Origin of the sequence: Embleya sp. NPDC005971 (assembly GCF_040629175.1) — a bacterium.
In the GTDB taxonomy this organism is placed as follows: Bacteria; Actinomycetota; Actinomycetes; order Streptomycetales; family Streptomycetaceae; genus Embleya.
Window position 1 is genome coordinate 23808 of the sequence record NZ_JBEXUX010000073.1, and the last position, 24409, is coordinate 48216.

Genomic DNA, 24409 nt, shown 5'->3' on the forward strand with positions numbered 1-24409 from the left:
GCCAAGGACCGGACACCGTGCCGCACAGCCCCGAAGAACAACTCGTCCACACCGTCGCGACAGCCGGCGAGCCCTTCGGGGTCGCCCTGGCCGGGGCTCGGGGCCTGCGCCGACACGGCCTGGTCGACCGGGACGGCGACGGCGTCGACTTCGCGCTCGCGGCGCGCGACGCCAAGCGCCTGACCGCCGCCCGCACCACGATCGCCGCGGCCCTGACCGAGCAGGGTTGGCGGGTCACCGTCGACGGCAGGGCCGGCGGCAAGGCGTTCGTCCGGATGAACGTGCGCCCGGCCGGGCCCGGCCGCGGCACGCCGCTCACGTTGCACGTCGCACCGCGCACGCACGAGCCCGCCGTCGTGGCCGGCGTCGCGGTACTGCACCCCGACGACCTCGCCGCGGCCAAGCTGGTCACCCTGGCCCTGCGCTCGGAAGTACGGGACGCCTTCGACGTCTTCGCGCTCGCCGACCACTACGACATCGACCGGTTGCTCGACCTCGCCCTGGCCTACGACCGGGAATTGCGCGCCGAGGACGTCCTGACCGCGTTCAAGCACGTCACCGAGCGCGAGGACGTGGACTTCGCCCGGTTCGGCGCGCCGGCCGCCCGGGTCGCCGCCGTCCGAGCCTGGTTCCAGGACCGGTTCGCCGAGCTCTCCGTCCGGCACAGCCGCCCGATCGCCGCCGCGCTGGACCCCGGGGTGTTGGCCAAGCTCGCGGCACTGGCGGAGTCGGTGACCCCGGCGGAGGGACCGTCCGGCGACCAACCCGGGTGAGCGCGCCCACGCGGTGCTCGATCAGCGCCGGCCGCCGGGCGTGACCAGGCCGGTCTCGTAGGCCAACACCACCGCCTGGGCCCGGCTGGACAGGTTCAGTTTGGCCAGCGCACGGTTGAAGTGCGTCTTGACGGTCGACTCGGTGACCACCAGGGTGCCGGCGATCTCGTTGTTGGCCATGCCCCGGCCGACCAGGCGCAGCACCTCCAACTCCCGCCCGGTCAACGCCTCCAGGTCGGGCGGCACCGCGCCGCCGCCGGCCGCGGCGGCGCACGAGACGTAGGTCTCGATCAGCCGCCGGGTGACACTGGGCGCGAACAACATGTCGCCGGCCATCACCGCGTCGATCGCGGCCAGCAACCGCTGCGGGCCGATCTCCTTGAGCAGGAACCCGGACGCCCCGGCCCGCAACGCGGCATAGACGTATTCGTCCAGATCGAACGTGGTCAGCACCACGATCCGAGGCGGCGTGCCCTCGGCGGCGGCCAGGACGCGTTCGGTGGCGACCACGCCGCTCATCCCGGGCATCCGGATGTCCATCAGAATCAGTTCGGGATGCAACTTCGCGGCCAGGTCGACCGCCTCGGCCCCGTCGGATGCCTCCCCCACCACCTCGATCCCCGGGGCCGCGCGTAACAACGCGGCCAGTCCGGCCCGGATCAGGACCTGGTCGTCGACCACCAATACCTTGGTCACCCCGTCGTTCCTTCCGTCCCGTCGGTACACGGCGGCCTAGCCGTCCCCGGCGCTCCCGGCGGCCTCGGCCGGGATCGGCAGGACGAGGTCGACCTCGAACCCCCCATCGGGCCGCCGTCCCGCAACGAGCGTCCCGCCGTAGAGCTTGGCCCGCTCGGACATGCCGATCAACCCGTGCGCCGCCACCCCACCGATTGTGCCCGCTTCGCAACCCTGCGGTGCGACCATCGGCCGCCCGCCGCCGTCGTCGGTCACGGTGATCCGCAGATGATGCGGTCGATAGTCGACCAAAAGGTCCACCTTCGCGGTTCGCGCGTGCTTGAGCACGTTGGTCAGCGCCTCCTGGACGATCCGGTACGCGCACAACTCGATCCCCGGCGACAACGGGCGCTCGACGCCCACCGTTTCGCGCCGCACGTCGACCCCCGCCGCCCGGATCCGGCGCACCACCTCGTGCAATCGGGCCAGCCCCGGCGCCGGATCCAGCCGATCGTCGGCGGTCCGCCCCCGTGCGGCGTCCGGCGGCGCCTCGTCCGGGTCGAACATGTCCTCGTCGTCCGCGCGCAGCAACATCAACATCCGGCGCATCTCGTCCAGCGTCTCGCGCGTGGTCTCGCCGATTGTGCGCAACGCCGCCTCGGCGGTGGGCGGATCGGACCTCAACACGTACTCCGCCAGCCCCGCCTGCACCGAGATCACCGATACGTGGTGGGCCACCACGTCGTGCAACTCGCGGGCGATGCGCACCCGTTCGTCGGTGACCGCACGCCGGGCCCGGGCCTCCTGCTCGCGCGCCAGTCGCCGCGTCAACGCCGCGTACTGCGCGTTGCGTTCGTTCAGCCGCCGGGCCGCGACGCCGAACCAGCAGATCCCCGGCGGCACGACCAGGACCTGGGCGACGACGGTGGCCATCGAACCGCCGTCCGCGGCCAGCCCGGCGTACAACCAGGTCGCACCCACCGCCGGCACGCACCAGAGCAGGTTCCGGATCGGGCGGTGCGCGGCGACCGTGTAGGTCGCCATCAGCGTGCCCAGCGAATTGACCACCGGCCAGTAACCCAGCGCGATGTACCAGATCTGGAGCGCGAGCATCACCGAGAGCACCGCGACCGGGGCGCGCCGGCGCACGATCAGCGGCAGGTTGATCACCACGATCAGCACGAAGCCGAACATGTCGGTCCTGCGCCAGTCCCCGGTGGGATCCTCGTGGGCCAGCAGCAGACTCACCACGATGTAGGACAACGCCAGGATCGCGTCCACCACGATCGGCGGAGGGGTGACGGCGTGCCTGCTCCACAGCGTTCGCGCCCGCATTCGGCGCAGCGTAGCCCGCGATCGCGGATCGGTCGTCGAACCCACGGTCGACAAGTGCCTACCACGCTGGGTGGAGATCGCCGCGCGGTGCGCGAGTGGTGCGGATCCGGTGGCCCCGCGCCGGCACGGATGTGCAGGGATCGCGTCCTGATTTGGCAGATGTTGCCGTCGTGTGCGCGGCCTGCACAGCATGTACTGAACAGCGATATCCACTGAACACCGGTCGCCCGTCCCGACGGGCCGGGCAGGATGCGCGTCGAGGGGTGTGCCGTGGCTGAGGCGTGGTGGGACGGCGAGGACGTCGACGGGCCCGAGGCGGTGGTCGCCCGGCTGGACGGCGTGGACTACCTGGCCGGGGACGGCATCGGCACCGCCGCCTGGCTCGCGCTGCGGATGGGCCGGCCGCTGCTGGTCGAGGGCGAGCCGGGAGTGGGCAAGACCGCGCTGGCCCGGGCCCTGGCGGACGCGTTTCGCCTACCGCTGTTCCGGCTCCAGTGCTACGAGGGTCTGGACGCGTCGCAGGCGCTGTACGACTGGGACTTTCCGCGCCAGATGTTGCATCTGCGGGCGGCCGGCGCGGCGGGCGAGACCGATGCGGCGGCCCTGGAGGCCGGCCTGTACGACCGGCGCTACCTGATCGCCCGGCCGGTGTTGCGGGCGATCGAGGCGGCACCGGCGGTGCTGCTCGTGGACGAGGTGGATCGGGCCGACGACGAGTTCGACGCGTTCCTGCTGGAGGTGCTGTCCGACTTCGCGGTGACCGTGCCCGAACTGGGCCGGATCGCGGCGAAGGTGCCGCCGCTGGTGGTGTTGACCTCCAATCGCACCCGCGAACTGCACGACGCGCTCAAACGGCGCTGCCTCTACCACTGGCTCGATCACCCGGACCACGCGCACGAGGTGGCGATCGTGCGCCGCAGGCTGCCCGAGGTGAGCACCCGGTTGGCCGAGGACGTGGTGCGCGCCGTGGGCCGACTGCGCGCGGCCGACCTGGTCAAGCCGCCCGGTGTGTCCGAGACCCTGGACTGGGCCTGCGCGCTGCTCGTACTGGGCGTGCGCGACCTGGATCCGGACGCGGCGGCCCGCACGCTCGGCGCGGTGCTCAAGCATCGCGAGGACCTGGCGAGCGTACGGGCGCACGGGCTGGATCGGCTGCTCGCGGCAGGCGGCTGAGATGGCCGCGCGTGGGGTGCCGGACGCCACCACGGTGCGCGCCGCCCTCGCCGCACCGGTGCGCCGCGACGGGGTCGCCACCCTGGTCGCCTTCGCCCGCACCGTGCGGGCGGCCGGCGTGGGGGCCGATCCGGGACGGGTGCAGGCGTTCCTGACCGCCGCCGCCGAGTCGGGCGCCGACGGGCGCTCGGGTACGTACTGGGCGGGTCGACTCACGTTGTGTTCCGCGCGGGAGGAACTGGCCCGCTACGACGCCGCGTTCACCGCGTACTTCGGCTGCGAACAACCGCCGGCGGGGCGTCGGCGGCCGGGCGTCGACGTCGAGCGGGCCGTCGGCCTGCCCGGCACCGAGCAGGCCCCGCCGGAGCGGGACGAGCACGGTGCCGAACCGCGGGTCGCCGCCGCCGACCGCACCGAGGTCCTGCGCCGGCGCGACATCGCCCTGCTCGATCCGGCCGCGCGCGCCGAGCTGCGCCGACTGCTCGCGCTGCTGCGCCCGGCCGCCCCGATGCGCCGCACCCGGCGTCGGCGGCCGGCCCGACACGGCCGGATCGACCGGGCCCGCACCGTGCGGGCGGCGCTGCGGACCGGCGAGATCGACCGACTGCGGTATGCCGAGCGGGTGGTGCGCCCGCGCCGGCTGGTGCTGCTGCTGGACGTCAGCGGCTCGATGGCGCCGTACGCGGACGCGCTGCTGCGCTTCGGCCACGCCGCGGCGCGCCGGCGTCGCGGTACCGAGGTGTTCACCATCGGGACCCGGCTGACCCGGATCAGCCGGGAGCTGGGCCACACCGACCCGGATCGGGCGTTGGCCGCCGCGTCCGCCGCGGTGCCCGATTTCAGCGGCGGGACCCGGCTCGGCGACCAGTTGCACGCCTTCCTGGCCGACTGGGGTCGGCGGGGCGTGGCCCGGGGCGCGGTGGTGGTGATCGCCTCCGACGGATGGGAACGCGGCGAGCCGGATCGGCTCGCGGTGGGCATGGCCCGCCTGCATCGGCTCGCTCATCGGGTGATCTGGGTGAATCCGCATCGGGCCCGGGAGGGGTATCAACCCCTTGCGGCCGGTATGGCGGCGGCGCTGCCGTACGTTGACGACTTTGTCGCCGGGCACAGCCTGGCCGCGCTGGAGGAATTGTGTGCACTGCTGGTCGACGAACGACGGACCGGGTGAACGACGATGCGTGAACTGCTCGACCACCTGGAGGCGTGGTACCGCGACGGGCGCACCTTCGCGCTGGCCACGGTGGTGTCCACGCTGCGCAGTGCCCCGCGGGACGCGGGTGCGGTGATGGCGGTGTCCGCCGACGGCGTGGCGCTCGGCAGCGTGTCCGGCGGGTGTGTCGAGGGCGCGGTGTACGAGTTGGCGCTGGAGGTGATCGGGGAGGGCCGGCCGCGCACCGCCGCCTACGGGATCAGCGACGACGACGCGTTGATGGTGGGGCTGACCTGTGGCGGCACGCTGGAGGTCTACGTCGAGCCGGTCGACCCGGCGCGCTATCCGGAGTTTCCCGAGCTGATCGCCGCGCTGCGCGAGGGTCGCCCGCTCGCGGTCGCCACCGTGGTCGCGACGCCCGACCGGGATCGGCTCGGCGCCCGGGTGGTGGTCGGGCCGGAGCGGGAGGCCGACGGCCAGGCGAGCCGTGCGCTCACAGTGGCGCTGCGCGAGCTGCTCGCGGCGGATCGCACCACGCTGGCGCACCCCGACGGCGACGCGCTGGTGCCGGTCGAGGCGCTGGGCGTGCGGCAGGACGAGATCGTCTTCGTGCGCTCGTACGTGCCGCGCCCTCGGCTGTTGGTGTTCGGTTCCAACGACTACGCGGTGGCGATGGCCCGGATGGGTGCGTTGGCCGGGTTCCGGGTGACCGTGTGCGACGCGCGGCCGGTGTTCGCGACGGCGGAGCGTTTTCCGGACGTCGACGAGCTGGTGGTGGACTGGCCGGACCGCTACCTGGCGGGCACCCGGGTGGACGGGCGTACGGCGGTGTGCGTGCTCACCCACGATCCCAAGTTCGACGTGCCGGTCCTGGTCCGGGCGTTGCGGCTGCCGCTCGCCTATGTCGGCGCGATGGGCAGCCGGCGTGCGCACGCCGACCGGCTGGTCCGGCTGCACGAGGCGGGCGTGACCGAGGCCGAGCTGGCGCTGCTGCACTCGCCGATCGGTCTGGATCTGGGCGCGCGCACCCCGCAGGAGACCGCGATCGCGGTGCTCGCCGAGATCATCCAGGCCCGGCACGGCGGCTCCGCGCGCCCGCTGTCGCTCACCGACGGCAGCATCCACCGCTGACCTCCACCCGGCGGAGCATCGCGGGCCGGGCCACGCGGTGGAGCACCGCCGGAGCGCCCCCGAAGCCGAGCACCGCACACACGAAGGAGCCCGCCGCGCGATTCGCGCGGCGGGCTCCCTGCGGTTGCCTCCGGATCAGCCGAGCGGCGGGGCCGCCTCGGCCAGCGCCCGGATCGCCGCGACGAAGCAGTCCGCCGGCGGGGTGACCAGGCCCGCGCCGACCTGGCCGGTGCCCGCGACCTTGCCGGCGATGCCGGTGTTGATTTGCGGGAGGATGCCGGTGCGGGCCACCTTGGTCACGTCGATTCCGGTCGGCGTGCCGCGGAAGTCCAGCACCGGGATCTGGTAGGCCGGGTTCTCCGCGAGGGTGATCTCGTACATCCGGCGGGTGGCCGCGAGCGCGTCGTCCACCTCGCCGCCGATGAACCGCACGATCGCCGGCGCCGCGGCCATCGCGAAGCCGCCGATGCCCGCGGTCTCGGTGATCGCCGAGTCGCCGATGTCCGGGTTGGCGTCGTCCGGGCCGTAGGCGCCCAGGTAGAGGCCGTCCGGGACCTCGGCGGGGCCGGTGTACCAACGGTCGCCGGTGCCGGAGACCTGGATGCCGAAGTCGGTGCCGTTGCGGGCCATGGCCACCACGAGCGAGGAGCCGGGCACGTCGCGGCCCGCGTCCATGGCCAGCTTGCAGGCGGGCATGTCCAGGTTCAGGAAGAAGTGGTCGTTGCCGCCGACGAAGCGGGCCGCCTCGGCGATGTCCGAGGTCGGCGCGCCGCTGTCGATCATGTTCGGCAGCAGTTCGCGCAGCAGCATCAGGGTGCCCGCGCGGTTGCGGTTGTGGCCCTCGTCGCCCATCTGCAACATCTGCGCGATGATCGCCCGGATGTCGATCGCCTCGCCCGCGCGCACCGCGGTGCGCAGCAGCGGGCCCAGCACCGCCGACATCCAGCGCAGCCGGTCGATCACCTCGGGCCCGTACGCGCCGTAGCGCAGCACCTTGCCCAGGCCCTCGTTCAGCGAGCACCACGCGCGTGTGCCGTGCGTGGTGTCCTCCAGCTCGAACATCCACATCGACGGGCTGACCACACCCGCCATCGGGCCCACCGCGTGGTGGTGATGGCACGAGTCCAGTTCGGCGTGCCCCTCGGCGAGGAACTTCTCCGCCGCCTCGGGCGAGTTGGCCAAGCCCTCGAAGAGCACCGCGCCGATCAGCGCGCCCTTCATCGGCCCGGACGCCCGCGCCCAGTCGATCGGCGGCCCGGCGTGCCGGAACTGCCCGGCCCGCAGACCCAGTGCCTCGCTCGCGGGCTTGACGTCCACCAGATGCGGCGTGGACGCCAGCACCCGCTCGATGGCGACCCGGTTGGCCGCCTCGCGGCGCGCGTCGGCCAGCACGGTGGCCAGCGCGTCGGCGGTGCCGGGCAGCGGCGGACGCCAGTCGACGGCGGTGACCGGGACGGCCTGGGCGGCCAGCGCGTCGGCGAGCAGTTCGGCGCCGACCGTGACCACCGAGGGGTCCCGGGTCAGCAGCGAGCCGCCGTTGGGGTTGGGAGCACTCACGCGTCGAGCCCTTCTACGATCGCCACGGCGCGCCGGGCGGCCTCGGCATTGGACAGGTGGACCTCGGCGCCGGCGGCGGTCAGCGTCCGGGCCTGGGATTCCAGGTCCTGCGGGTCCAGGTCGGTGCCGCACAGCGAGATCAGCACGGTGGGCGCGTTCGGCCCGGCCGCGCGCAGCACCTCGGCCAGGTCGGCGGCCGGGTCCGCGTGCGCGCCGTGGCCGAGCACGACGTCCAGGAGCAGTACGGCGCAGGCCGGGTCGGCCAGTTCCTCGGCGAGCCGCTCCAGGCGCAGGCTCGGGTCGATCATCGGGTGCGGGCGGCCCGCGGTCAGGCCGTCGTCGCCGAAGTCGATCATCAGGTGCCCGGCGGCGCGCAGGTCCGCGGGCAGCGCCCAGTCGGCGCGCAGCGGGATGTTGGACGCGATCGGCCCGAGCCGGTCGGCGGCGATGATCATCGCCTCGTCGCACAGCGTGCCGCCGCAGAACAGCCCGCGCAGCGCGCCGGTGCGGGTGGCACGGGCCGCGTCGGGCCGCCAGACCCGGTCCTGCACACCCGGGTGTCCGATCGCGGCCAGCGCCTTGGTCGCGGCGGCCGTGAGGTCGTCCCGGCCCTGTCCGAGGAAGGCCAACTGCACCGGCGTGCTCAGCGTCGCGGCGTAGCGCTCGACCTCGGCCGCGACCGAGTCGGCGGGCGGCTTGGAGACCACCACGATCAGCTCGGTGGCCGGGTCGGCGTCCAGCATCGCCAGCGCCTGGAGTGTCGAGCGCGCGCCGACCGCCTCGCTCAGGTCGCGACCGCCCACCCCCAGACAGTGGCTGACGCCGCTGCCGGCCGCGTGCAGCAGGCACATCAGTTCCTGCGATCCGGTGCCGGAGGCGGCCACCAGGCCGATCGGGCCGGGGCGCACCGAGTTGGCGAAGCCCAGCCCGACGCCGCCCACCATGGCGGTGCCGCAGTCGGGGCCCATCACCAGCAGGCCGCGTTCACGGCCGGCGTCCTTGAGCCGGATCTCCTGCTCGACCGGCACGTTGTCGCTGAAGATCAGCACGTCCAGGCCGGCTTCGAGGGCGTCCATCGCCTCGGCGAACGCGTGCGGGCCGGGCACCGAGACCAGGGCCAGGCTCGCACCGGGCGTGGCGTTCGCGGCGGTGCGGATCGTGCGCGGCGGCACGCCGGCGGCGGAGCCGATCCCGGTGCCGCCGCCGGTGGACAACACGAGGGCTTCCTCCAGCACCTCGCGGGCGCGCCGCAGCGTGTCCTCGTCGTCCGCCCGGATCGCCACGATCAGGTCGTTGGGTCCTGCGCCGTCGGGGGTCTCGAAGCCCATGCCCGCCAACAGGCCGACGTTGAGTTCGGTGGCCATCGCGACGAGCGCCTTGGTCACCCCGTCCACCGCGGCTACCGATCGGCTCACCTGCATCAGGCTGACCGAGTCTCGGTATGTTCCGCGGCGCAGCTCAAGCGCGCTGCTCACGGGCGCTCCTTCCTTCGGGGTACGGGAGTTCGGTTCCGTCGCCGGGCCCGTACGGGGCTTCGGCCACGGTTGGTACGGCGCCTGCGTCGGCCGCCTCGGCCCCGGCCAGCACGCCGTGGGCGAGGTCGGCGCCGGAGGTGTGGCCCACCGCCAGCAGGTGGCGCAGGCGCGGGAGTACGTCGGTGCCGCGGCCGACCGCGCCGATCAGGTCGACCAGTTGCGCGCAGCCGTCGCCGCCGGCGGCGTGGCCGAGCAGGGCGGCGGACAGGTCGGTGGTGCGGCCGGGGGCGTGTGCCGCGATCCGGGCGCCGAGGGTGTCGGGTGGCCGATCGCCACCGGGTTCGGGGTCGAGCAGGCGTCGGGCGAGCAGGAAGCCGCACAGCGCGTCGTCGCCGCTGGGGGTCAGCCCCGGGCCCAGGCCGATCAGGCGCAGCGCGGCGGCGCCGGCCCGCTCGGGGTCGGTCGCCGCGTACCGGCCCAGCTCGGCCAGGTCGGCGCGGGCCTGCCCGGACAGCCCGGTGCGGACCGGCGCCAGTGCGCCACGCAGCGCGGCGCGGCCGGCCCGGCGGGCGTCGGCGTCGCCCGGTGCGGGCGGGCGCGGCGGGGTCCACCAGCGGACCGCCGTCACCTCCAGCGCGCCCAGGCCCACCCGACCGTCGCCGATCCGGGCGTCGATGCGGCCGGCCGGCCCGGGGAAGGGCGACGCGGCGGTGCGGGCGGTGAGCACGACGGCGTTGGGCAGCCGGACCGCGTCGTGCGTGCACAGGGTCAGGACGGTGCCGTCCGGGTCGGCCAGGTAGATCGCGGCCGGGAAGACGCCGAGCACCCGGGCGGGCCGGCTCGGCCGCTCCAGCACGGCACGCAGGCGTACCGAGGCCGAACCCGGCACCGACTTCGCCACCGGCTCGTCGTGCTCTCCCGGGCCTACCACGATGGTGCCTCCCGGGAACGGTGCGGATGCGAGCGGTACGGATGCGAAGCGGTGCGCGGTCGGTGCGGTGCGGTGCGGGATCGAAGCGGTTTCGAGGCGGTGCGGAGCCGATGCGATACGGAACGAAGCCGTGCGTGCCGGTGGTGAACGCGGTGTGGTCGAGGCCCCCGGGTCGGGTGAGCGACGAGGTGACTGCTTTCCCGAAACGACTTGAATCGGACCGCTCTATGTCTGTTGTGAACGTAATCCAATGGCTATGGTCCTCGAATGGAGCAAGTTGCCAACCTTGGCGCACTTAATTCGCGTAATTTGCCAAGCCCTGGGGAAGGCCCCGGCGGCGTGCGAACCGCGAGTACCGGCACGCTCGTTCGCGGCGTGTCGGTCCGCGACGTGCTGAGCCTCTCCAGCCTGTCCGGCGCCCGACTGATGGCGGGAGAGCGCGGCTTGGACCGCGTCGTCCAGCGGCTCAACGTGATGGAGGTCCCGGACATCCTGCCCTGGACCAAGCCGCACGAACTCCTGTTGACCACCGGCTACCCGCTGCGCGAGACCCCGCAGTCGTTGTGCGACCTGGTCACCGAGCTGGAGTCGCGCCGGCTGGCCGCAGTGGGCATCAAGCTGGGCCGCTACCTGGACGAGTTGCCCGCCGACATGCTGGCGGCCGCCGATCGGGTGGGCCTGCCGATCATCCGGCTGGCCGACGACGTCGCCTTCGACGACATCCTCAACCAGGTGCTCACCGACATCCTCAACCGGCAGGCCGCGGTGTTGGCCCGCTCCGAGGAGGCGCACCGCGCGCTGGTCAGCGTGGTGCTCGCGGGCGGCGGCCTGGAGGCGATCACCGACGAACTCAGCCGGCTGCTCGGCGGCACCGTCATGGTCACCACGCCCGACGGCCGGCTGCTCGCCTCCTCCGCCTCGGAGGGCGTCGAGGCCAAGGCGTCCGGGCGCGGCGTGTTCGACGCCACCGGCCGGTTCCGGGTCGAGCGCTTCAAGCACGGCGCGCGGGCCCTGGAGGAGCCCGCCGCCAAGGTGGCGTTGGTGCCGATCCTGGCCGGCGCCCTGGACCACGGCCGGGTGGTGCTGATCTCCGCCGGCCGCACGCTCGACGAGAGCGACATCCAGGTGTTGGAACGCGCCGCCGCCACCGCGGCGCTGGTGATCACCAAGGAACTCGCGGTCGCCGCCGTGGAGAGCAAGTACCAGGGCGACTTCATGCGCGACCTGCTGGCCGGCCGGGCCGGCGATCCGGCGCACACCGTCCGGCACTGCGCCTCGCTCGGGTGGGCGATCGACCGCCCGCTGACCGTGGTGGTCGCGCAGCTCGAACCCGGCGAGGGCCCCGACCCGGAGAGCGACGACCTGCGGCCCGCACACGAACGCTTCGCCACCGCGTGGGGCATCGTGGTACGCGAACGCGATCCGCGCGCGGCCGTGGTCGGCTACAGCCAGGAGGTCGTGGTGGTGATGGGCGCCTCCGAGCGCACCCCGCCCGGCGAACTGGTCCGACACATGGTCGCCCAGGTCTCCGGCGACGGCGGTGGCGGACGCCGCTCGTTCTCCACCGGCGTCAGCCGCGTGGTCACCGACCCGGCGCTGCTGCCCGAAGCCTACGAACAGGCCCGCCGCGCGGCCAAGGTCGGCCGGCAGATGCACGGCCCGGGCGGCATCGCCGACTTCGACAGCCTGGGTGTGTACCGGCTGCTCAGCCTGGTCCCCGACTCCGCCGAACTGACCAGTTTCATGCGGGAGACGCTCGGGGAACTCGCGAGTCGCGAGGACGAGGAGACCACCGACCTGCGCACCACCCTGGAGGTGCTGCTGGACACCAACCTCAACGTCGCCGAGACGGCCCGGATCCTGCACTTCCACTACAACACGCTGCGCTACCGGATCGGGAAGCTGGAACGGCTGCTCGGCGCGTTCACCACCGATTCGCATCTGCGGCTCAACATCATGCTGGCGCTCCAGGTCCGCCGCATGCGCGGGCTGTAGCGTAACGCGCACGTACGGAGAGACCCTTGGTTGTTCATCCATACGCCGACACACGAAGGCAACAAACCTTGGGTGAATTCCACAACACCGCCGGGCCGGATCTGTCACCTATCACCCAAGCCGCAGTGTCCGACCCGTCCATAACCTTCCCCCAACCTCGTGGCGAGAACGGCGGACTCCACCGGATCGCGCTCACCGTGCCGGGTCGTGCGACAACGAATCGCCCTCGCACCCCCCTACGCCTGGAAGGCGGCTGAACATGGCACTCGGCTTGGGATGGAAGCTCTACGGGGACGGCAGCACCCCACCTCCGGGTGAGGTCGTACGCCCCGACGAACGGCTCTCGTGGGGTCGGACCATCGGTCTGGGAGCACAACACATCGTCGCGATGTTCGGCGCGACATTCGTATTCCCGGTGGTCATGGGTCTGGACCCGAACCTGGCCATCATGATGTCGGGTCTGGCCACGGTGGTCTTCCTGCTCATCGTGCAGGGCAAGATCCCCAGCTACCTCGGCACCAGCGCCGCGTTCGTCGGCGCGGTCGCCACCATCCGCGCCGCCGGCGGCTCCAGCGCCACGGTGACCGGAGCGATCCTGATCGCCGGCGCCGTACTCGCGCTCGCCGGTGTGCTGATCCACCTGCTCGGCGCCGAACTCGTCAACAAGGCCCTGCCGCCGGTGGTCACCGGCGCCGTGGTGTTGCTGATCGGTTTCAACCTGGCGCCGGTGGTGGCCGAGGTCTACTGGCCGCAGGACCAGTGGATCGCCCTGCTGACGATGACCGCCGTGATCGCGATGACCGTGCTGCTGCGCGGCTTCTGGTCCCGCATCGCGATCTTCCTCGGCCTGGTCTTCGGCTACGCGCTGTCGTGGTTGTTCGACAAGGGCTTCGGCCAGATCACCTCGGTCCAGCCCGGTCAGCACGACGGCAAGGCATTCGCGCACGACCGGGTCGACTTCTCCGGCGTCACCTCCGCCGACTGGTTCGGGATGCCCTCCACGCACGCCCCGGACTTCAAGACCTCGGCGATCCTGGTCGCGCTGCCCGCCGTGATCGCGCTGATCGCGGAGAACGCCGGTCACGTCAAGGCGGTCTCCGAGATGACCGGCGCCGACCTGGACGGCAGCCTGGGCAAGGCGATCACCGCGGACGGCCTGGGCACCATGATGGCCAGCGCGGTCGGCGGCTCGCCCACCACCACCTACGCCGAGAACATCGGCGTCATGGCGGCCACCCGGGTCTACTCCACGGCCGCCTATTACGTGGCCGCCGTCGTCGCCGTGCTGTTCGGCCTGTGTCCCAAGTTCGGCGCCCTGATCGCGGCCACCCCCGGCGGTGTGCTCGGCGGGATCACCGTCGTGCTCTACGGCATGATCGGCCTGCTCGGCGCGAAGATCTGGATCGAGAACAAGGTCGACTTCGCCAACCCGATCAACCTGGTCCCGGTCGCGGCCGGCGTGGTGATCGGCATCGGCGGCGTCGCGATCAAGTTCAACGACGACTTCACCATCGAGGGCATCGCGCTGGGCACCATAGTCACGCTGGTGATCTACCACGCCCTGCACGCCCTGGCCCCCGCACACATGCGCGACCCCAAGGCCCCGGTCGACGTCGAACTGGAGGGCGGCACCGCGCTGTCCCTGGGCACCGTCGAGGAACACCGGCCCGCGGCACAGCCGTTGGCCGGCTCCACCGCCGCCGCTCCGCCGAAGAAGGCGCCGCCGACGTCGAGCTGACGCCGACCCACCCGACGCGCACCACCGCACGCGAACACCAGGAGGAGACGACACCGTGAAGCCGCCGGCATTCCGATATCACGCACCGACCGATCTCGCCGAGGCTCTCGACGCCCTCGACGCGGTCGGCCACGACGGGAAGGTCCTCGCCGGCGGCCAGAGTCTGATTCCGATGCTCAACATGAGACTCGCGGCCCCGGCCCACCTGGTGGACATCAACGGGCTCGCCGAACTCTCCTACGTCCGCACCGACCCCGGCGGCGTCGCGGTGGGCGCGCTCGCCCGGCACGCCGAGGTCGAGGCGGACGAGGCCGCACACGCGGTCGTCCCCCTGCTGCGCCAGGGTCTGCGCCTGGTCGCCCACCCGGTGATCCGCAACCGCGGCACCACCGTGGGCAGCCTCGCGCACGCCGACCCCTCCGGCGAGATGACCGCGGTGCTGGCCCTGCTCGGCGGCTCGATGACCCTGGCCCGCAAGGGTGCCACCCGCACGGTCGCCGCCGAGGACTTCTTCCTCGGACCGCTGGAATCGTGCATCGAAGCCGGCGAGTTGGCCGTGGCCGCGCACTTCCCGCACCTGCCCGGCCGCACCGGCACCGAGTTCACCGAGATCGCCCGCCGACACGGCGACTACGCGATGTGCGGCGTCGCGGCGGCGGTCACCGTCGACGACGACCTGCGGATCGTCTCGGCCCGCGCCGCCTACCTCTCGCTCTCGCCCGTCCCGCTCGTGCTCGACCTGACCGACGCGCTGATCGGCCGCACCGCGGACACCGCGGTCTGGGAGGACGCGGCGAAGCTGGCCGCCGGCAGCCTGGAGCCCGAGCCGGACATCCACGCCACCGCCGAGTACCGCATGCAGTTGGCCGGCGTACTCACCGCCCGCGCCCTGCGCACCGCCACCGAACGCGCGGCCCTGGTCGACCCGAACCCCACCGCACCGAGCAGCACCGGCACCGACGAGCGGAGCGCCTGATGACCGAGACGCAGATCCCCACCGAGCAACGCCTCGACATCCGGCTGAACGTGAACGGCGTCCTGCGCACCGCCACCGTCACCCCGCGCCGGCTGCTCTCCGACTGCCTGCGCCACGACCTGGGGCTGACCGGCACCCACGTGGGCTGCGAGCACGGGGTGTGCGGCGCGTGCACGATCCGGGTGGACGGCAAGCCGATGCGCGGCTGCCTGATGTTCGCGGTCAGCGCCCAGGGCCACGAGATCACCACGGTCGAGGGACTGGCCGACGCCGACGGCACCATGCACCCCGTGCAGCAGGCGTTCCGCGAGTGCCACGGCCTCCAGTGCGGCTTCTGCACCCCCGGCTTCCTCACCGTCGTCTCCGCCTTCCTGGAGGAGAACCCGGCACCCACCGAGGAGGAGGCCCGCGAGGCCGTCTCCGGCAACCTGTGCCGCTGTACCGGGTACCAGAACATCGTGAAGTCGGTACTGCGCGCCGCCGAGATCACCGACGAACGCCGGGCCGCGCAGGCCGAGCAGGCCGAGGGGGACGCCCGATGACCACCAAGATGTTCGGCGCACCCGTACAGCGCACCGAGGACCTGAGGCTGCTGGTCGGCAACGGCCGCTACCTCGACGACCTGGGCCAGGGCGCCTACGAGGCCGCCTTCGTGCGCAGTCCGCACGCCCGGGCCAGGGTCACCGGGATCGACGTCACCGGCGCGCTCGACGTCGACGGCCTGATCGCGATCTACACCTACGAGGACCTGTCCGGCCGGGTCGCCGAGCCGCTGCCGCTGCTCATCCCACACCCCTCGCTCACCCACGGCCGTACCGCCTACCCGCTGGCCAAGGAGTTCGTCAACCACGTCGGCGAGGCCGTGGTGATGGTCGTCGCCCGGGACCGCTACCTGGCCGAGGACGCCTGCGAGCGGATCACCGTCGAGTACGAACCGCTGCCGCCGGTGGTGGGCATCGAGAACGCCCACCGCGCCGAGCGCCTGGTGCACGACGACGTGCCGGGCAACTGCGCCGCGCACTTCGTCCAGGAGGTCGGCGACGCGCCCGCCGCGATCGCCGCCGCGCCGAACCGGCTGGAGCTCAAGCTCGACATCGAGCGCAGCGCGTGCATGCCGATGGAGGGCCGGGGCGTCTACGCCCGCTGGGACGCGGCCGACGCGAGCCTGCGGGTGTACACCTCCACCCAGACCTCCACCGGCGTACGCGCCGCCGTGGCCGCCAAGTTGGACCTGCCGCTGGACCGCGTCGAGTGCGTCACCCCCGACGTCGGCGGCGGCTTCGGCGTCAAGATCGTGCACCCCTGGCCCGAGGAGATCCTGATCCCGTGGGCGGCCCGGCTGCTCGACCACGAGGTCAAGTGGACCGAGGACCGCCGCGAACACTTCATCTCCGCCGCCCACGAACGCGGCCAACTCCAGACGGTACGGGTCGGGTTCGACGACGACGGCCGACTGCTGGGCCTGGACGTGGAGATCCTGCACGACAACGGCGCCTACACGCCGTACGGGATCATCGTCCCGATCATCACCTCCACCCAGTTGCTCGGCCCGTACAAGCCCGGCGCCTACCGGGTGGACTTCCGCAGCCTCTACACCAACACGGTGATAGTGACGCCGTATCGCGGCGCCGGCCGCCCACAGGGCGTGTTCGCGATGGAGCGGGCGATGGACGCGATCGCCGACCACCTGGGCAAGGACCGCACCCAGGTGCGCGCGGTCAACTTCATCCAGCCGAACGAAATGCCGTACGACCACGGGCTGTTGTTCCAGGACGGCCGGCCGCTGATCTACGACTCGGGCGACTTCCCGGCGTCGCTGGACGCGCTCAAGAAGCTGGTCGGCTGGGACGAGTTCGAGGCGTACCGGGCGCAGGCGCGGGCCGAGGGTCGTCGGGTCGGGATCGGCGTGGCGTGCTACGTCGAGGGCACCGGGGTGGGCCCGTACGAGGGCGGCCACGTCCAGGTCGAGACCACCGGCAAGGTCAACGTGGCCACCGGGCTGACCAGCCAGGGCCAGGGGCACCAGACGGTGTTCGCGCAGATCGTCGCGGACGAGTTGGGCGTGCCGATCGAGGACGTCACGGTGACCACCGGCGACACTCGCCGATTCCCCTACGCGGTGGGCACGTTCGCCTCGCGGGCGGCGGTGATGAGCGGCAACGCCATCGCGCTGGCGGCGCGCAACGTCAAGGCCAAGGCGCTGCGGATCGCGGGCGAGGCGCTGGAGGCGGATCCGCGCGACCTGGAGATCGTCGACGGGCACGTGCGGGTCAAGGGCAGCCCCGGTTCGTCCGTCGCGCTCGGCACGGTCGCGGTGTTGTCCAACCCGCTGCGCTACGCCTTCGACGAGGCGTCCCAGGCGGCCACCCAGCTCACCGGCACCGCCGACCTGACCAAGCCGCCGGTGGCCGAGGACGACGAACCCGGCCTGGAGGGCCGCGACTACTACTCGCCGCCGACCGCGACCTTCGCCAACGGCATGCACGCGGTGATCGTGGAGACCGATCCGGACACCGCCGAGATCCGCGTCCTGCGCTACTGCGTCGTGCACGACTGCGGACACCTGATCAACCCGATGATCGTCGAGGGCCAGGTGCACGGCGGCGTCGCCCAGGGTGTCGGCGGCGCACTGTACGAGCGCATGGAGTACGACGAGCACGGCCAGTTGGTCAACGCCTCGTTCATGGACTTCCTGATGCCGTACGCCAGCGAGGTGCCCAAGATCGAGATCGACCACCTGGAGACTCCCTCCCCGCTCAACCCGCTCGGCATCAAGGGCGCGGGCGAGGCGGGGGTGATTCCCGCGGCGGCCGTGTTCGCCTCCGCGATCGAGGACGCCGAGGGCTTCCCGATCGTGCGGATGCCGATCCAGCCGTCCGAACTCTTCCACCTGCGCAAGCGGTTCGCCGCCGGCGAGATCCCGGCCCTGCGCCGCGGCGCCGACCACGAGCCCGCCCCGCGCAGCGCCCACCGTTAAGGAGCACGACCCAGCATGAAGGTCCAAGGAAACGCCATCCTGAACGCGCCGGCCGACAAGGTCTGGGCCGCGCTGAACGACCCGGCGGTACTGACCCGCACCATCCCCGGCTGCGAGAAGCTGGAGGAGACCGGTCCGGACGCGTACCGGATGACGGTGACGATGGGCGTCGCCTCGATCAAGGGCACCTACCTGGGCAACGTGCAGCTCACCGACCAGGTGCCGCCGGGCTCGTTCATGCTCAAGGCGTCCGGCTCCGGCGGCCCGGGCACGGTCAGCGCGGAGGTCAAGGTCACCCTCGCGGACATCGACGGCGGGCGCACCCGGCTGGAGTACGACGCCGAGGCCGTGGTGGGCGGCGTCATCGGCGGAGTCGGGCAGCGCATGCTCACCGGTGTCGCCAAGAAGACGGCGGGTGAGTTCTTCAAGTCGGTCGACAAGATCCTGACCGGACAGACGCCGCTCACCCCGGTGCCCGCGGCGGTCAACGGAACTCCCGTGGTGGCGACGGCCGATGGCGTCGCGGCCGCGCCGGCTCTGCCGGCCGGGACGTTCGCGGCGCCGACCGCCTCGCTCGGCGACGACTTCGCCAAGGGCGCCCTGTTCGGCGCCGCGGTGGCCCTGCTCGGTGCGATCGTCGGCGGCGTGATCGCCCGTCGGCGCTGATCCGTCCTCGCCTGCACGGAAAGGAGCAACCATGCGTGCCTTCACGGCGGCGGCCGTCCAGGTCGTCCCCCAGCCCGGACCGCTCACGGCGGCGGTGGTCGAGGCGAACATCGCCCACGCGCTGGACTGGGTGACCCGCTGCGTCGAGTCCACCGGCGCCGAGTTGGTGGTGCTGCCGGAAAGCGTGACCACCGGTTTCACCCCGGCGCTGAGCGCCGAGGAGCTGTGGGACCTGGTCGACGACGTCCCCGGCGCGCTCACCGAGCCGTTCCAGGAGCGGGCCCGGGAGTTGGGCGTGCACCTGGTGTGGGGCACCTACGAGCGCGGCGACGACCGGGGCGTGGTGTACAACTCGTCCGTGCTGGCCGGGCCGGACGGCCGGGTGCTCGGCGTCTACCGCAAGACCCACCCGTTCGGGCCCGAACTGCGGTCGCGCGGTGGGTGGGTGACGGCGGGTGAGTACGTCAGCGTGGTGGAGACCGACCTCGGTCGGATCGGCATGATCATCTGCTTCGACGGCGACTACCCGGAGTTGAGCCGGATCCAGGCCGTGCACGGCGCCGAGATCATCTGCCGCCCGTCGGCGCTGCTGCGTTCCGCCGACCTGTGGGAACTGACCTGCCGGGCCAGGGCGTACGACAACCACGTCTACGTGATCGGCGCCAACGCCACCGGCAGCGACCCGGCCGGCGTGTTGTACTTCGGCAATTCGATGATCGTCACGCCGGGCGCGGAGGTCGTCGCGCGCGGTTCCTCGCACGAGGGGTGGGTCTCGGCCCGGTTGGACCCGGAGCGGGCGCTGGCATCGTTGACCCCGGGGTCGAACATCCCCCAGGTCTTCGACCACTTGGCGGATCGCAACCTGGACCTGATCGCGAACTACGCGGAGGACCTGGTCCGTCCGGCGAAGACGAGTTTCCCGCACGGGTAGACGCCGGCCCCTCGCTTCGCCCCGGTCCCCCCCCTGTGTCGGCGGGGGCCGGGGCGAAGGGCGGGGTTCAGCCGGTGTGCCCGCGCCGCCGGCGGAGCAGGAAGGCGGCGCCGCCCGCGAGTACGAGTGCCGCGCTCGAACCGCCGACCACCAGTGCGGTGGCGGACGACGAGTCGTCCGCCGGGTCGGTGGTGGCGAAGCCGCTGGACATGCCCTTGGTGTCGTAGTCCGACCCGGGCAGCTTGTCCGCGTAGCGAGCCTTGACCAGCTTCTGGTAGTCGCCGAGCGAGGCCGTGGACCGGCCGCCCAGACCCTCCATGGCCTGGTCGTCGAGCGCCTCGACGGTGGTGGCCTTGAGCCGGTACCAGGCGTGCAGTTGCGGCTCGGTGAACACCGCGGTGCCCGCCTCGGCCTTGCCGGCGTACGTGCTGTCGACATCGCCGTCCCGAACGGCCGCCAGGTGCCAGCCGCCGCCCTGGGTCGGGGCGAGCATGACGGTGGCATTGCGGCCGTTGACGGGGGCGTCCAGCGAGGCCACGAGATGGCTGAGCGCGATGGCCTGGCCGGGGATCGGCAGGGCCGTGCCGGCCACGAAGTCCGGCGTGATCTCGTTGACCGCCAGCGGGTCCTTCACGGTGAACACCGGCAGGTCCCGGCACGGTTCGGGATTGTCCGGAATGTTCACCGGCGTCCGGGAGTCGCCCTGGGGCAGCGGTACGGAAAGGAAGCGACAGACGGCGTTGTGCACCTCGGCGGACTTCACCAGGTCCAGCGCGGCCTGCGGGTCGGGGATGTCCGCGGCGCCGGCCGGACCGACGGCGGTCAGCAGTGCCGACGCGCTCAGTGCCAGGACGGCGGACAGTCGGACGGAACGATTCCTCTTGCGGGTGATGGACGTGTCTGGGTCTCGCATGTCGCCTCCTTCTACTGGGAGATGCCGGTCCTGGAGTGGGTCCACACAAACGAGCTGTTGTTCACATAGTCGTTGTAGTTCCACCACGTGTAGGTCTGGGTGTCCTTCCACGGATCGCCCACGCCGATGGTGTTGTTCGAGGTGTCGTAGCCGTAGACGACGTTCATGTGGCCACCGCCGGATCTCCAGCCGATGCGGGCGCCGATCGGCCGGGCGGCCTTGACGTCGGTGCTCACCTCATTGAACGTCGCCGCCCTGGAGAGGCCGGTACCGGTCTGCTTCATGCCCAGGCTCGACCAGGCGTTCGCCATGTCCTGGAGCGTGGCGGGCTGGTTGTCGCAGCTCAGACCGCTGTTCTTCGCGGCGGCGCGGGTGCAGAAGTCCGCCTGGGTGGTGCCGTAGCCCTGGAACTTGGCGATGGTGAGTCCGGAGGCCACCCAGCACCACTGGGTCTTCTCCTGCTTGAGCATGGTGATTTGGTCGTAGTTGCTTTCCGCCCGGGCCGTGCCGCTCGCGACGAGAAGCAACCCCGAGGCCGTCAACGCGATGACGGACGCGCCGTTCGCGAACCGGAATCTGCTCATACTCCTGCTTTCCTGTGTGGACATGACGATTTTCGAGCGATCCTGCGATCACATGACAGCGCGAAATGTCCACGTCGCCTACGCGCCACCCGGGAACGACACCCGAAGGAACGAGCCGTCGTATAAGCACAGGGAAGTCCCCACGACGCACCCCAGCCGAACAAACTTAACGTGATGGGGTTGTCTCCAAGGGTGACCATGGCGTTCCATCTGTTACAGGCCATGCACTCTGTGCGACGAGTGCGGCCCGGCCGGCCGAGCCACCCGACGAGGAGTGGACCATGAGTCTCGACCATCTGGACGCAGTCACCACACCGACCGCCCCACCACAACCGAAGACCCTTACCGGCAACCCCGGTTCGGGGTATCCCGTCGGCTCCTACACGGAGTGGGATCCACTGGAAGAGGTGATCGTCGGCATCGTCGACGGCGCCGGCTTCCCCACCTGGCATATGTCCCTGCCACCGGTCCTGCCCGCCGACCAACACGCGACCTTCAGAAACCGGGCCGGCCGCCCCTTCCCCGCCGAGCAGGTCGAGGCCGCCCGCCGGGAGTTGGAGGGGTTCGTCCATCTCCTCGAAGCCGAGGGGGTGACCGTGCGCCGCCCGGAACCCATCCCCCAGCAGCAGGAGTACCGCACCCTGGACTGGACCAGCACCGGCATGTACGCGGCGATGCCCCGCGACGCGCTGTTGGTGGTCGGCGACGAGATCATCGAATGCCCGATGGCCTGGCGGTCGCGCTACTTCGAGACGCTGGCCTACCGGCCGCTCCTGAAGGAGTACTTCCACGCCGGGGCCCGATGGAGCGCGGCACCCAAACCGGAACTCAAGGACGAGCAATACGACCAGGATTGGACTGATCCCGGCGAGGACGGCCCGACCCGACTGGTGGTCACCGAGTTCGAACCGACCTTCGATGCCGCCGACTTCACCCGCTGCGGGCGCGACATAATCGCCCAGACCAGCAATGTCACCAACACCTTCGGCATCGAGTGGCTGCGTCGCCACCTGGGCGACGAATACCGGATCCACGTCTTCGAGTTCGAGGATTCGCATCCGATGCACATCGACGCCACGTTGGTGCCGATGGCCCCCGGGAAGCTGCTGATCCACCCGGACCGGGTCCCCGAGGTGCCGAAGCTGTTCAAGGGGTGGGATGTAATGGCCGCCCCGCAGCCGGTCATCCCCGACGGGCATCCGCTCTACATGACCAGCAAGTGGCTCAACATGAACATCTTGATGCTGGACGAGAACCGCGTCGTCGTGGAGCGCCAGGACGAGCCGATGATCGACGCGATGCGCAGGTTCGGCTTCACGCCCATCCCGTGCGACTTCCGCAACTTCAACAGCTTCGGCGGCTCGTTCCATTGCGCCACGCTCGATGTGCGCCGGCGCGGCACGCTCGAATCCTACCTGTGAGGTCACGGTGACGCGGATCTGGCGGAACACCCCGAAGGACGCGCTTCTCCTGGGCCTGAGCGTGGCCCAGTTCGCCACCACCGTCTGGCTGGCGGTGCGCTGGGACGACGCCTCGATCCCGGCGCAGGCGGGCGGGACCGCCGCGCTCGCGGTGATGACGGCCTACAACATCATCGTGGTCTCCCATCTGTTCGCGCACGTGCCCTGGTTCACCTCCGATCGACTGAACGCGGCCGTGTCGGTGCTCAATTCGGCCAACATCGGCCAGTCCGTGCAGGCGTACCGACTCACCCACGTGCGCAACCACCATCGGTTCAACAACGACGCGCCGGGCGTGGACGGGACCACCCGCGACACCACCTCGACCTACCGAGGGGGCAAGGACGGAGAGCACGCCCCGCTGCTGCGCTACGCGCTCGGCGGGGCACTGGAGTCGTTGCTCGACCGTGCCCGCGAAGTGTCGTACGTGGTCCGACTGTGGCGGGTCGGTCCGGGCGAGAGCACGCTGCACGCGCTGGCCTCGCGCCGGGAGAGTCGGCGGCGCAGCGAACTGCGGCTGATCCGGGCGGATCGGGCGGCGCACGTGCTCACCCCCGCGCTGCTCGCGGTGATCTCCTGGCAGTGGCTGCTGTTGAGCTACCTGCCGGCCTTCTTCGTGGCCCTGACCATGGTGAACGTGCAGAACTACTACCGGCATTACGGAGCCGACCCGGGCTCGCGAGCGGCCGACTCGGTGAGCCACTACGGGCGGTTGTACAACCTGCTCACCTTCAACGACGGCTTCCATCAGGAACACCATCTGAGCCCGGGCATGCACTGGTCGAAGATGCCGCAGGTGCGCGAGCGCAACTGGGCCAGGTTGGCCGCCGGGCCGCGAATAATCAGCCCGGTTCCGGCGATGCTCGGATTCCTCGATCGGGGGCGGCCGTTGCTGCATCGGGAGGCGGCGGGCAGGGCGGCCGGCGCATCGGGTGCGTCGGGGGCTTCCGGTGGCTCCGTGACCGAATTCGGGAGTGCGTCGTGATCAGCGGGCGGGCGTTGCCCGCGACGGGATTTCGTGTCCACGAGACGGCGCGCGTGGTGGACCTGTCCGCCGTGCGCGACGTGCTGCACGGCGAGTTGGCCGCCCATCGGGTGACCGGGTTCCTCACCCCGCAGGAGTGTGCGCGCATCACCGCCAACTTCTGGGCCTCGGAGCGGCGTACCCCGCGCTACGGGGCGGGACAGGACGGCGTCGAAGGGTACTTCGTCGGGGCCTCGCACATCGAGAAGACCACCGCGGAATACCTCTCCGAGGTGGCGAAGTCGGCGGATGCGGTCGCGGCCCTGTACGAGGGGGCCTTCGATCCGGTGGCGGCCCTGCGCGACGCGCTGGTCGACGAGGGCGTGGTGGCCGGGGCCCGCCCGGCGGTGCACGGCGACCAGGCGGCGGGCGACTCGAAGGCGGTGTGCTGGAACCAGACCGGCGCGTACCAACTCATGCCGCACGACGATGTCGCCCAGCTTCGCGACCCGCTCCAGGCGGGTTTCGAGATCCAGCGGTTGTCCCGGGTGATGGCCGTCAACGTCTACCCGCAGGTTCCGCAGGGGACCGGCGCGTTGCGGTTGTGGAACGTCGAACCGGACGACGCGTCACGGGCGGCCCTGGGCTTGACGTACAGCGGCTTTCCGTATCCGCCGGAGTTGTTGGCCGGCCACGCCCACCTGACGCTGCCGGTCGGCGGCGGCGATCTGTGCGTGATCGACGGCAACCTCGCGCATGCGGTGGTGGGCAGCGAACACGCCGAGCCCGCCGCGCGATTGTTGCTGACGTGCTTCACGGCCCTGGGCGGTGATGGCGAACTGGTCTGGTGGACCTGAGCGTTCGGGACGCGCTTGGGGAACGGGGGGACGGGTGGGGGTGCGGCGGCGCAGGTATGCGCCGATCCGCAGGCTGTTGGCGGAGATGCCCGCCGGGTTGCACGCGGTGCCGTCCGCGGCGCACAGGGACGGCGTGGCGGTGCCG

Annotated in this window: 21 protein-coding genes; 14 read left to right on the forward strand and 7 right to left on the reverse strand. The window is 71.7% G+C overall.

Annotated elements, in window-relative coordinates:
* Window positions 1-17 precede the first annotated feature (17 nt).
* Window positions 18-773, forward strand: coding sequence for a nucleotidyl transferase AbiEii/AbiGii toxin family protein (locus ABZ374_RS40220; RefSeq protein WP_360321721.1), 756 nt, complete (start codon window positions 18-20; stop codon window positions 771-773).
* 21 nt (window positions 774-794) lie between these two features.
* Here ABZ374_RS40220 and ABZ374_RS40225 read toward each other — a convergent pair whose 3' ends face one another.
* Both ABZ374_RS40225 and ABZ374_RS40230 read right to left on the reverse strand, forming a co-directional pair.
* A complete protein-coding gene (locus tag ABZ374_RS40225) occupies window positions 795-1469 on the reverse strand; it encodes a response regulator transcription factor (RefSeq protein WP_360321724.1) in 675 nt (224 codons plus the stop codon).
* A gap of 36 nt (window positions 1470-1505) precedes the next feature.
* Window positions 1506-2783: a sensor histidine kinase gene (locus tag ABZ374_RS40230; protein ID WP_360321727.1), complete on the reverse strand. Its 1278-nt coding sequence runs from the start codon at window positions 2781-2783 to the stop codon at window positions 1506-1508.
* Window positions 2784-3053: 270 nt separating this feature from the next.
* Between ABZ374_RS40230 and ABZ374_RS40235 the strand changes: the two genes are divergently transcribed.
* The 3 genes from ABZ374_RS40235 to ABZ374_RS40245 are packed head-to-tail and all read left to right on the forward strand — an operon-like array spanning window position 3054 to window position 6240.
* On the forward strand, window positions 3054-3956 hold the full coding sequence (locus ABZ374_RS40235) for a MoxR family ATPase (protein WP_360321730.1): 903 nt from the start codon (window positions 3054-3056) through the stop codon (window positions 3954-3956).
* Window position 3957: 1 nt separating this feature from the next.
* Entirely contained in the window at window positions 3958-5127 is a 1170-nt protein-coding gene (locus ABZ374_RS40240; RefSeq protein ID WP_360321733.1) for a VWA domain-containing protein, read from the forward strand.
* Window positions 5128-5133: 6 nt separating this feature from the next.
* Window positions 5134-6240, forward strand: coding sequence for an XdhC/CoxI family protein (locus ABZ374_RS40245; RefSeq protein WP_360321736.1), 1107 nt, complete (start codon window positions 5134-5136; stop codon window positions 6238-6240).
* Between the two features lie 135 nt (window positions 6241-6375).
* Here the strand turns inward: ABZ374_RS40245 and ABZ374_RS40250 are convergent, their stop codons facing one another.
* From ABZ374_RS40250 to ABZ374_RS40260, 3 genes are read right to left on the reverse strand one after another with little or no spacing between them, the layout of a single operon-like run.
* Window positions 6376-7797, reverse strand: coding sequence for a DUF1116 domain-containing protein (locus tag ABZ374_RS40250; RefSeq protein WP_360321739.1), 1422 nt, complete (start codon window positions 7795-7797; stop codon window positions 6376-6378).
* Window positions 7794-9272: an FdrA family protein gene (locus ABZ374_RS40255; RefSeq protein WP_360321742.1), complete on the reverse strand. Its 1479-nt coding sequence runs from the start codon at window positions 9270-9272 to the stop codon at window positions 7794-7796. Before ABZ374_RS40255 ends, ABZ374_RS40250 begins: the two co-directional genes overlap by 4 nt.
* Entirely contained in the window at window positions 9256-10203 is a 948-nt protein-coding gene (locus ABZ374_RS40260) for a DUF2877 domain-containing protein (protein ID WP_360321745.1), read from the reverse strand. Before ABZ374_RS40260 ends, ABZ374_RS40255 begins: the two co-directional genes overlap by 17 nt.
* Window positions 10204-10542: 339 nt before the next feature.
* Between ABZ374_RS40260 and ABZ374_RS40265 the strand changes: the two genes are divergently transcribed.
* The 7 genes from ABZ374_RS40265 (at window position 10543) to ABZ374_RS40295 (ending at window position 19486) form a co-directional block, all read left to right on the forward strand.
* Window positions 10543-12198, forward strand: a complete 1656-nt coding sequence (locus tag ABZ374_RS40265) for a PucR family transcriptional regulator ligand-binding domain-containing protein (RefSeq protein WP_360321748.1) — start codon at window positions 10543-10545, stop codon at window positions 12196-12198.
* A gap of 259 nt (window positions 12199-12457) precedes the next feature.
* A complete protein-coding gene (locus ABZ374_RS40270) occupies window positions 12458-13936 on the forward strand; it encodes a solute carrier family 23 protein (protein ID WP_360321751.1) in 1479 nt (492 codons plus the stop codon).
* 55 nt (window positions 13937-13991) lie between these two features.
* On the forward strand, window positions 13992-14912 hold the full coding sequence (locus ABZ374_RS40275; RefSeq protein WP_360321754.1) for a xanthine dehydrogenase family protein subunit M: 921 nt from the start codon (window positions 13992-13994) through the stop codon (window positions 14910-14912).
* Window positions 14912-15454 (forward strand): (2Fe-2S)-binding protein, encoded by a 543-nt coding sequence (locus tag ABZ374_RS40280; RefSeq protein WP_360321757.1) that lies wholly within the window; start codon window positions 14912-14914, stop codon window positions 15452-15454. The genes ABZ374_RS40275 and ABZ374_RS40280 overlap by 1 nt, the downstream gene beginning before the upstream one ends.
* Window positions 15451-17889: an aerobic carbon-monoxide dehydrogenase large subunit gene (gene cutA, locus ABZ374_RS40285; protein ID WP_360321760.1), complete on the forward strand. Its 2439-nt coding sequence runs from the start codon at window positions 15451-15453 to the stop codon at window positions 17887-17889. Before ABZ374_RS40280 ends, cutA begins: the two co-directional genes overlap by 4 nt.
* Before the next feature lie 15 nt (window positions 17890-17904).
* On the forward strand, window positions 17905-18555 hold the full coding sequence (locus tag ABZ374_RS40290) for a carbon monoxide dehydrogenase subunit G (protein ID WP_360321763.1): 651 nt from the start codon (window positions 17905-17907) through the stop codon (window positions 18553-18555).
* Window positions 18556-18586: 31 nt separating this feature from the next.
* On the forward strand, window positions 18587-19486 hold the full coding sequence (locus ABZ374_RS40295; protein WP_360321766.1) for a carbon-nitrogen hydrolase family protein: 900 nt from the start codon (window positions 18587-18589) through the stop codon (window positions 19484-19486).
* A gap of 67 nt (window positions 19487-19553) precedes the next feature.
* Here ABZ374_RS40295 and ABZ374_RS40300 read toward each other — a convergent pair whose 3' ends face one another.
* Both ABZ374_RS40300 and ABZ374_RS40305 read right to left on the reverse strand, forming a co-directional pair.
* Entirely contained in the window at window positions 19554-20399 is an 846-nt protein-coding gene (locus tag ABZ374_RS40300; protein WP_360321768.1) for a hypothetical protein, read from the reverse strand.
* An 11-nt stretch (window positions 20400-20410) separates the two neighbouring features.
* Window positions 20411-20983, reverse strand: a complete 573-nt coding sequence (locus tag ABZ374_RS40305; protein WP_360321771.1) for a papain-like cysteine protease family protein — start codon at window positions 20981-20983, stop codon at window positions 20411-20413.
* Between the two features lie 281 nt (window positions 20984-21264).
* On the opposite strand from ABZ374_RS40305, the gene ABZ374_RS40310 reads away from it, so the two are divergent.
* From ABZ374_RS40310 to ABZ374_RS40320, 3 genes are read left to right on the forward strand one after another with little or no spacing between them, the layout of a single operon-like run.
* Complete coding sequence (locus ABZ374_RS40310) at window positions 21265-22404, forward strand: amidinotransferase (protein ID WP_360321774.1); 1140 nt, start codon at window positions 21265-21267, stop codon at window positions 22402-22404.
* Window positions 22405-22411: 7 nt separating this feature from the next.
* On the forward strand, window positions 22412-23428 hold the full coding sequence (locus ABZ374_RS40315) for a fatty acid desaturase (RefSeq protein WP_360321777.1): 1017 nt from the start codon (window positions 22412-22414) through the stop codon (window positions 23426-23428).
* On the forward strand, window positions 23425-24264 hold the full coding sequence (locus tag ABZ374_RS40320) for a hypothetical protein (protein WP_360321780.1): 840 nt from the start codon (window positions 23425-23427) through the stop codon (window positions 24262-24264). The genes ABZ374_RS40315 and ABZ374_RS40320 overlap by 4 nt, the downstream gene beginning before the upstream one ends.
* The last annotated feature ends 145 nt before the right edge of the window (window positions 24265-24409 follow it).

Excerpts from the sequence above, each read along its gene's own strand:
- ABZ374_RS40245 (WP_360321736.1), top strand. The coding sequence starts at position 5,134 with ATGCGTGAACTGCTCGACCACCTGGAGGCGTGGTACCGCGACGGGCGC.
- ABZ374_RS40230 (WP_360321727.1), bottom strand. The coding sequence starts at position 2,783 with ATGCGGGCGCGAACGCTGTGGAGCAGGCACGCCGTCACCCCTCCGCCG.
- ABZ374_RS40240 (WP_360321733.1), top strand. The coding sequence starts at position 3,958 with ATGGCCGCGCGTGGGGTGCCGGACGCCACCACGGTGCGCGCCGCCCTC.
- ABZ374_RS40300 (WP_360321768.1), bottom strand. The coding sequence starts at position 20,399 with ATGCGAGACCCAGACACGTCCATCACCCGCAAGAGGAATCGTTCCGTC.
- ABZ374_RS40290 (WP_360321763.1), top strand. The coding sequence starts at position 17,905 with ATGAAGGTCCAAGGAAACGCCATCCTGAACGCGCCGGCCGACAAGGTC.
- ABZ374_RS40310 (WP_360321774.1), top strand. The coding sequence starts at position 21,265 with ATGAGTCTCGACCATCTGGACGCAGTCACCACACCGACCGCCCCACCA.
- ABZ374_RS40305 (WP_360321771.1), bottom strand. The coding sequence starts at position 20,983 with ATGAGCAGATTCCGGTTCGCGAACGGCGCGTCCGTCATCGCGTTGACG.
- ABZ374_RS40295 (WP_360321766.1), top strand. The coding sequence starts at position 18,587 with ATGCGTGCCTTCACGGCGGCGGCCGTCCAGGTCGTCCCCCAGCCCGGA.
- cutA (WP_360321760.1), top strand. The coding sequence starts at position 15,451 with ATGACCACCAAGATGTTCGGCGCACCCGTACAGCGCACCGAGGACCTG.
- ABZ374_RS40270 (WP_360321751.1), top strand. The coding sequence starts at position 12,458 with ATGGCACTCGGCTTGGGATGGAAGCTCTACGGGGACGGCAGCACCCCA.
- ABZ374_RS40280 (WP_360321757.1), top strand. The coding sequence starts at position 14,912 with ATGACCGAGACGCAGATCCCCACCGAGCAACGCCTCGACATCCGGCTG.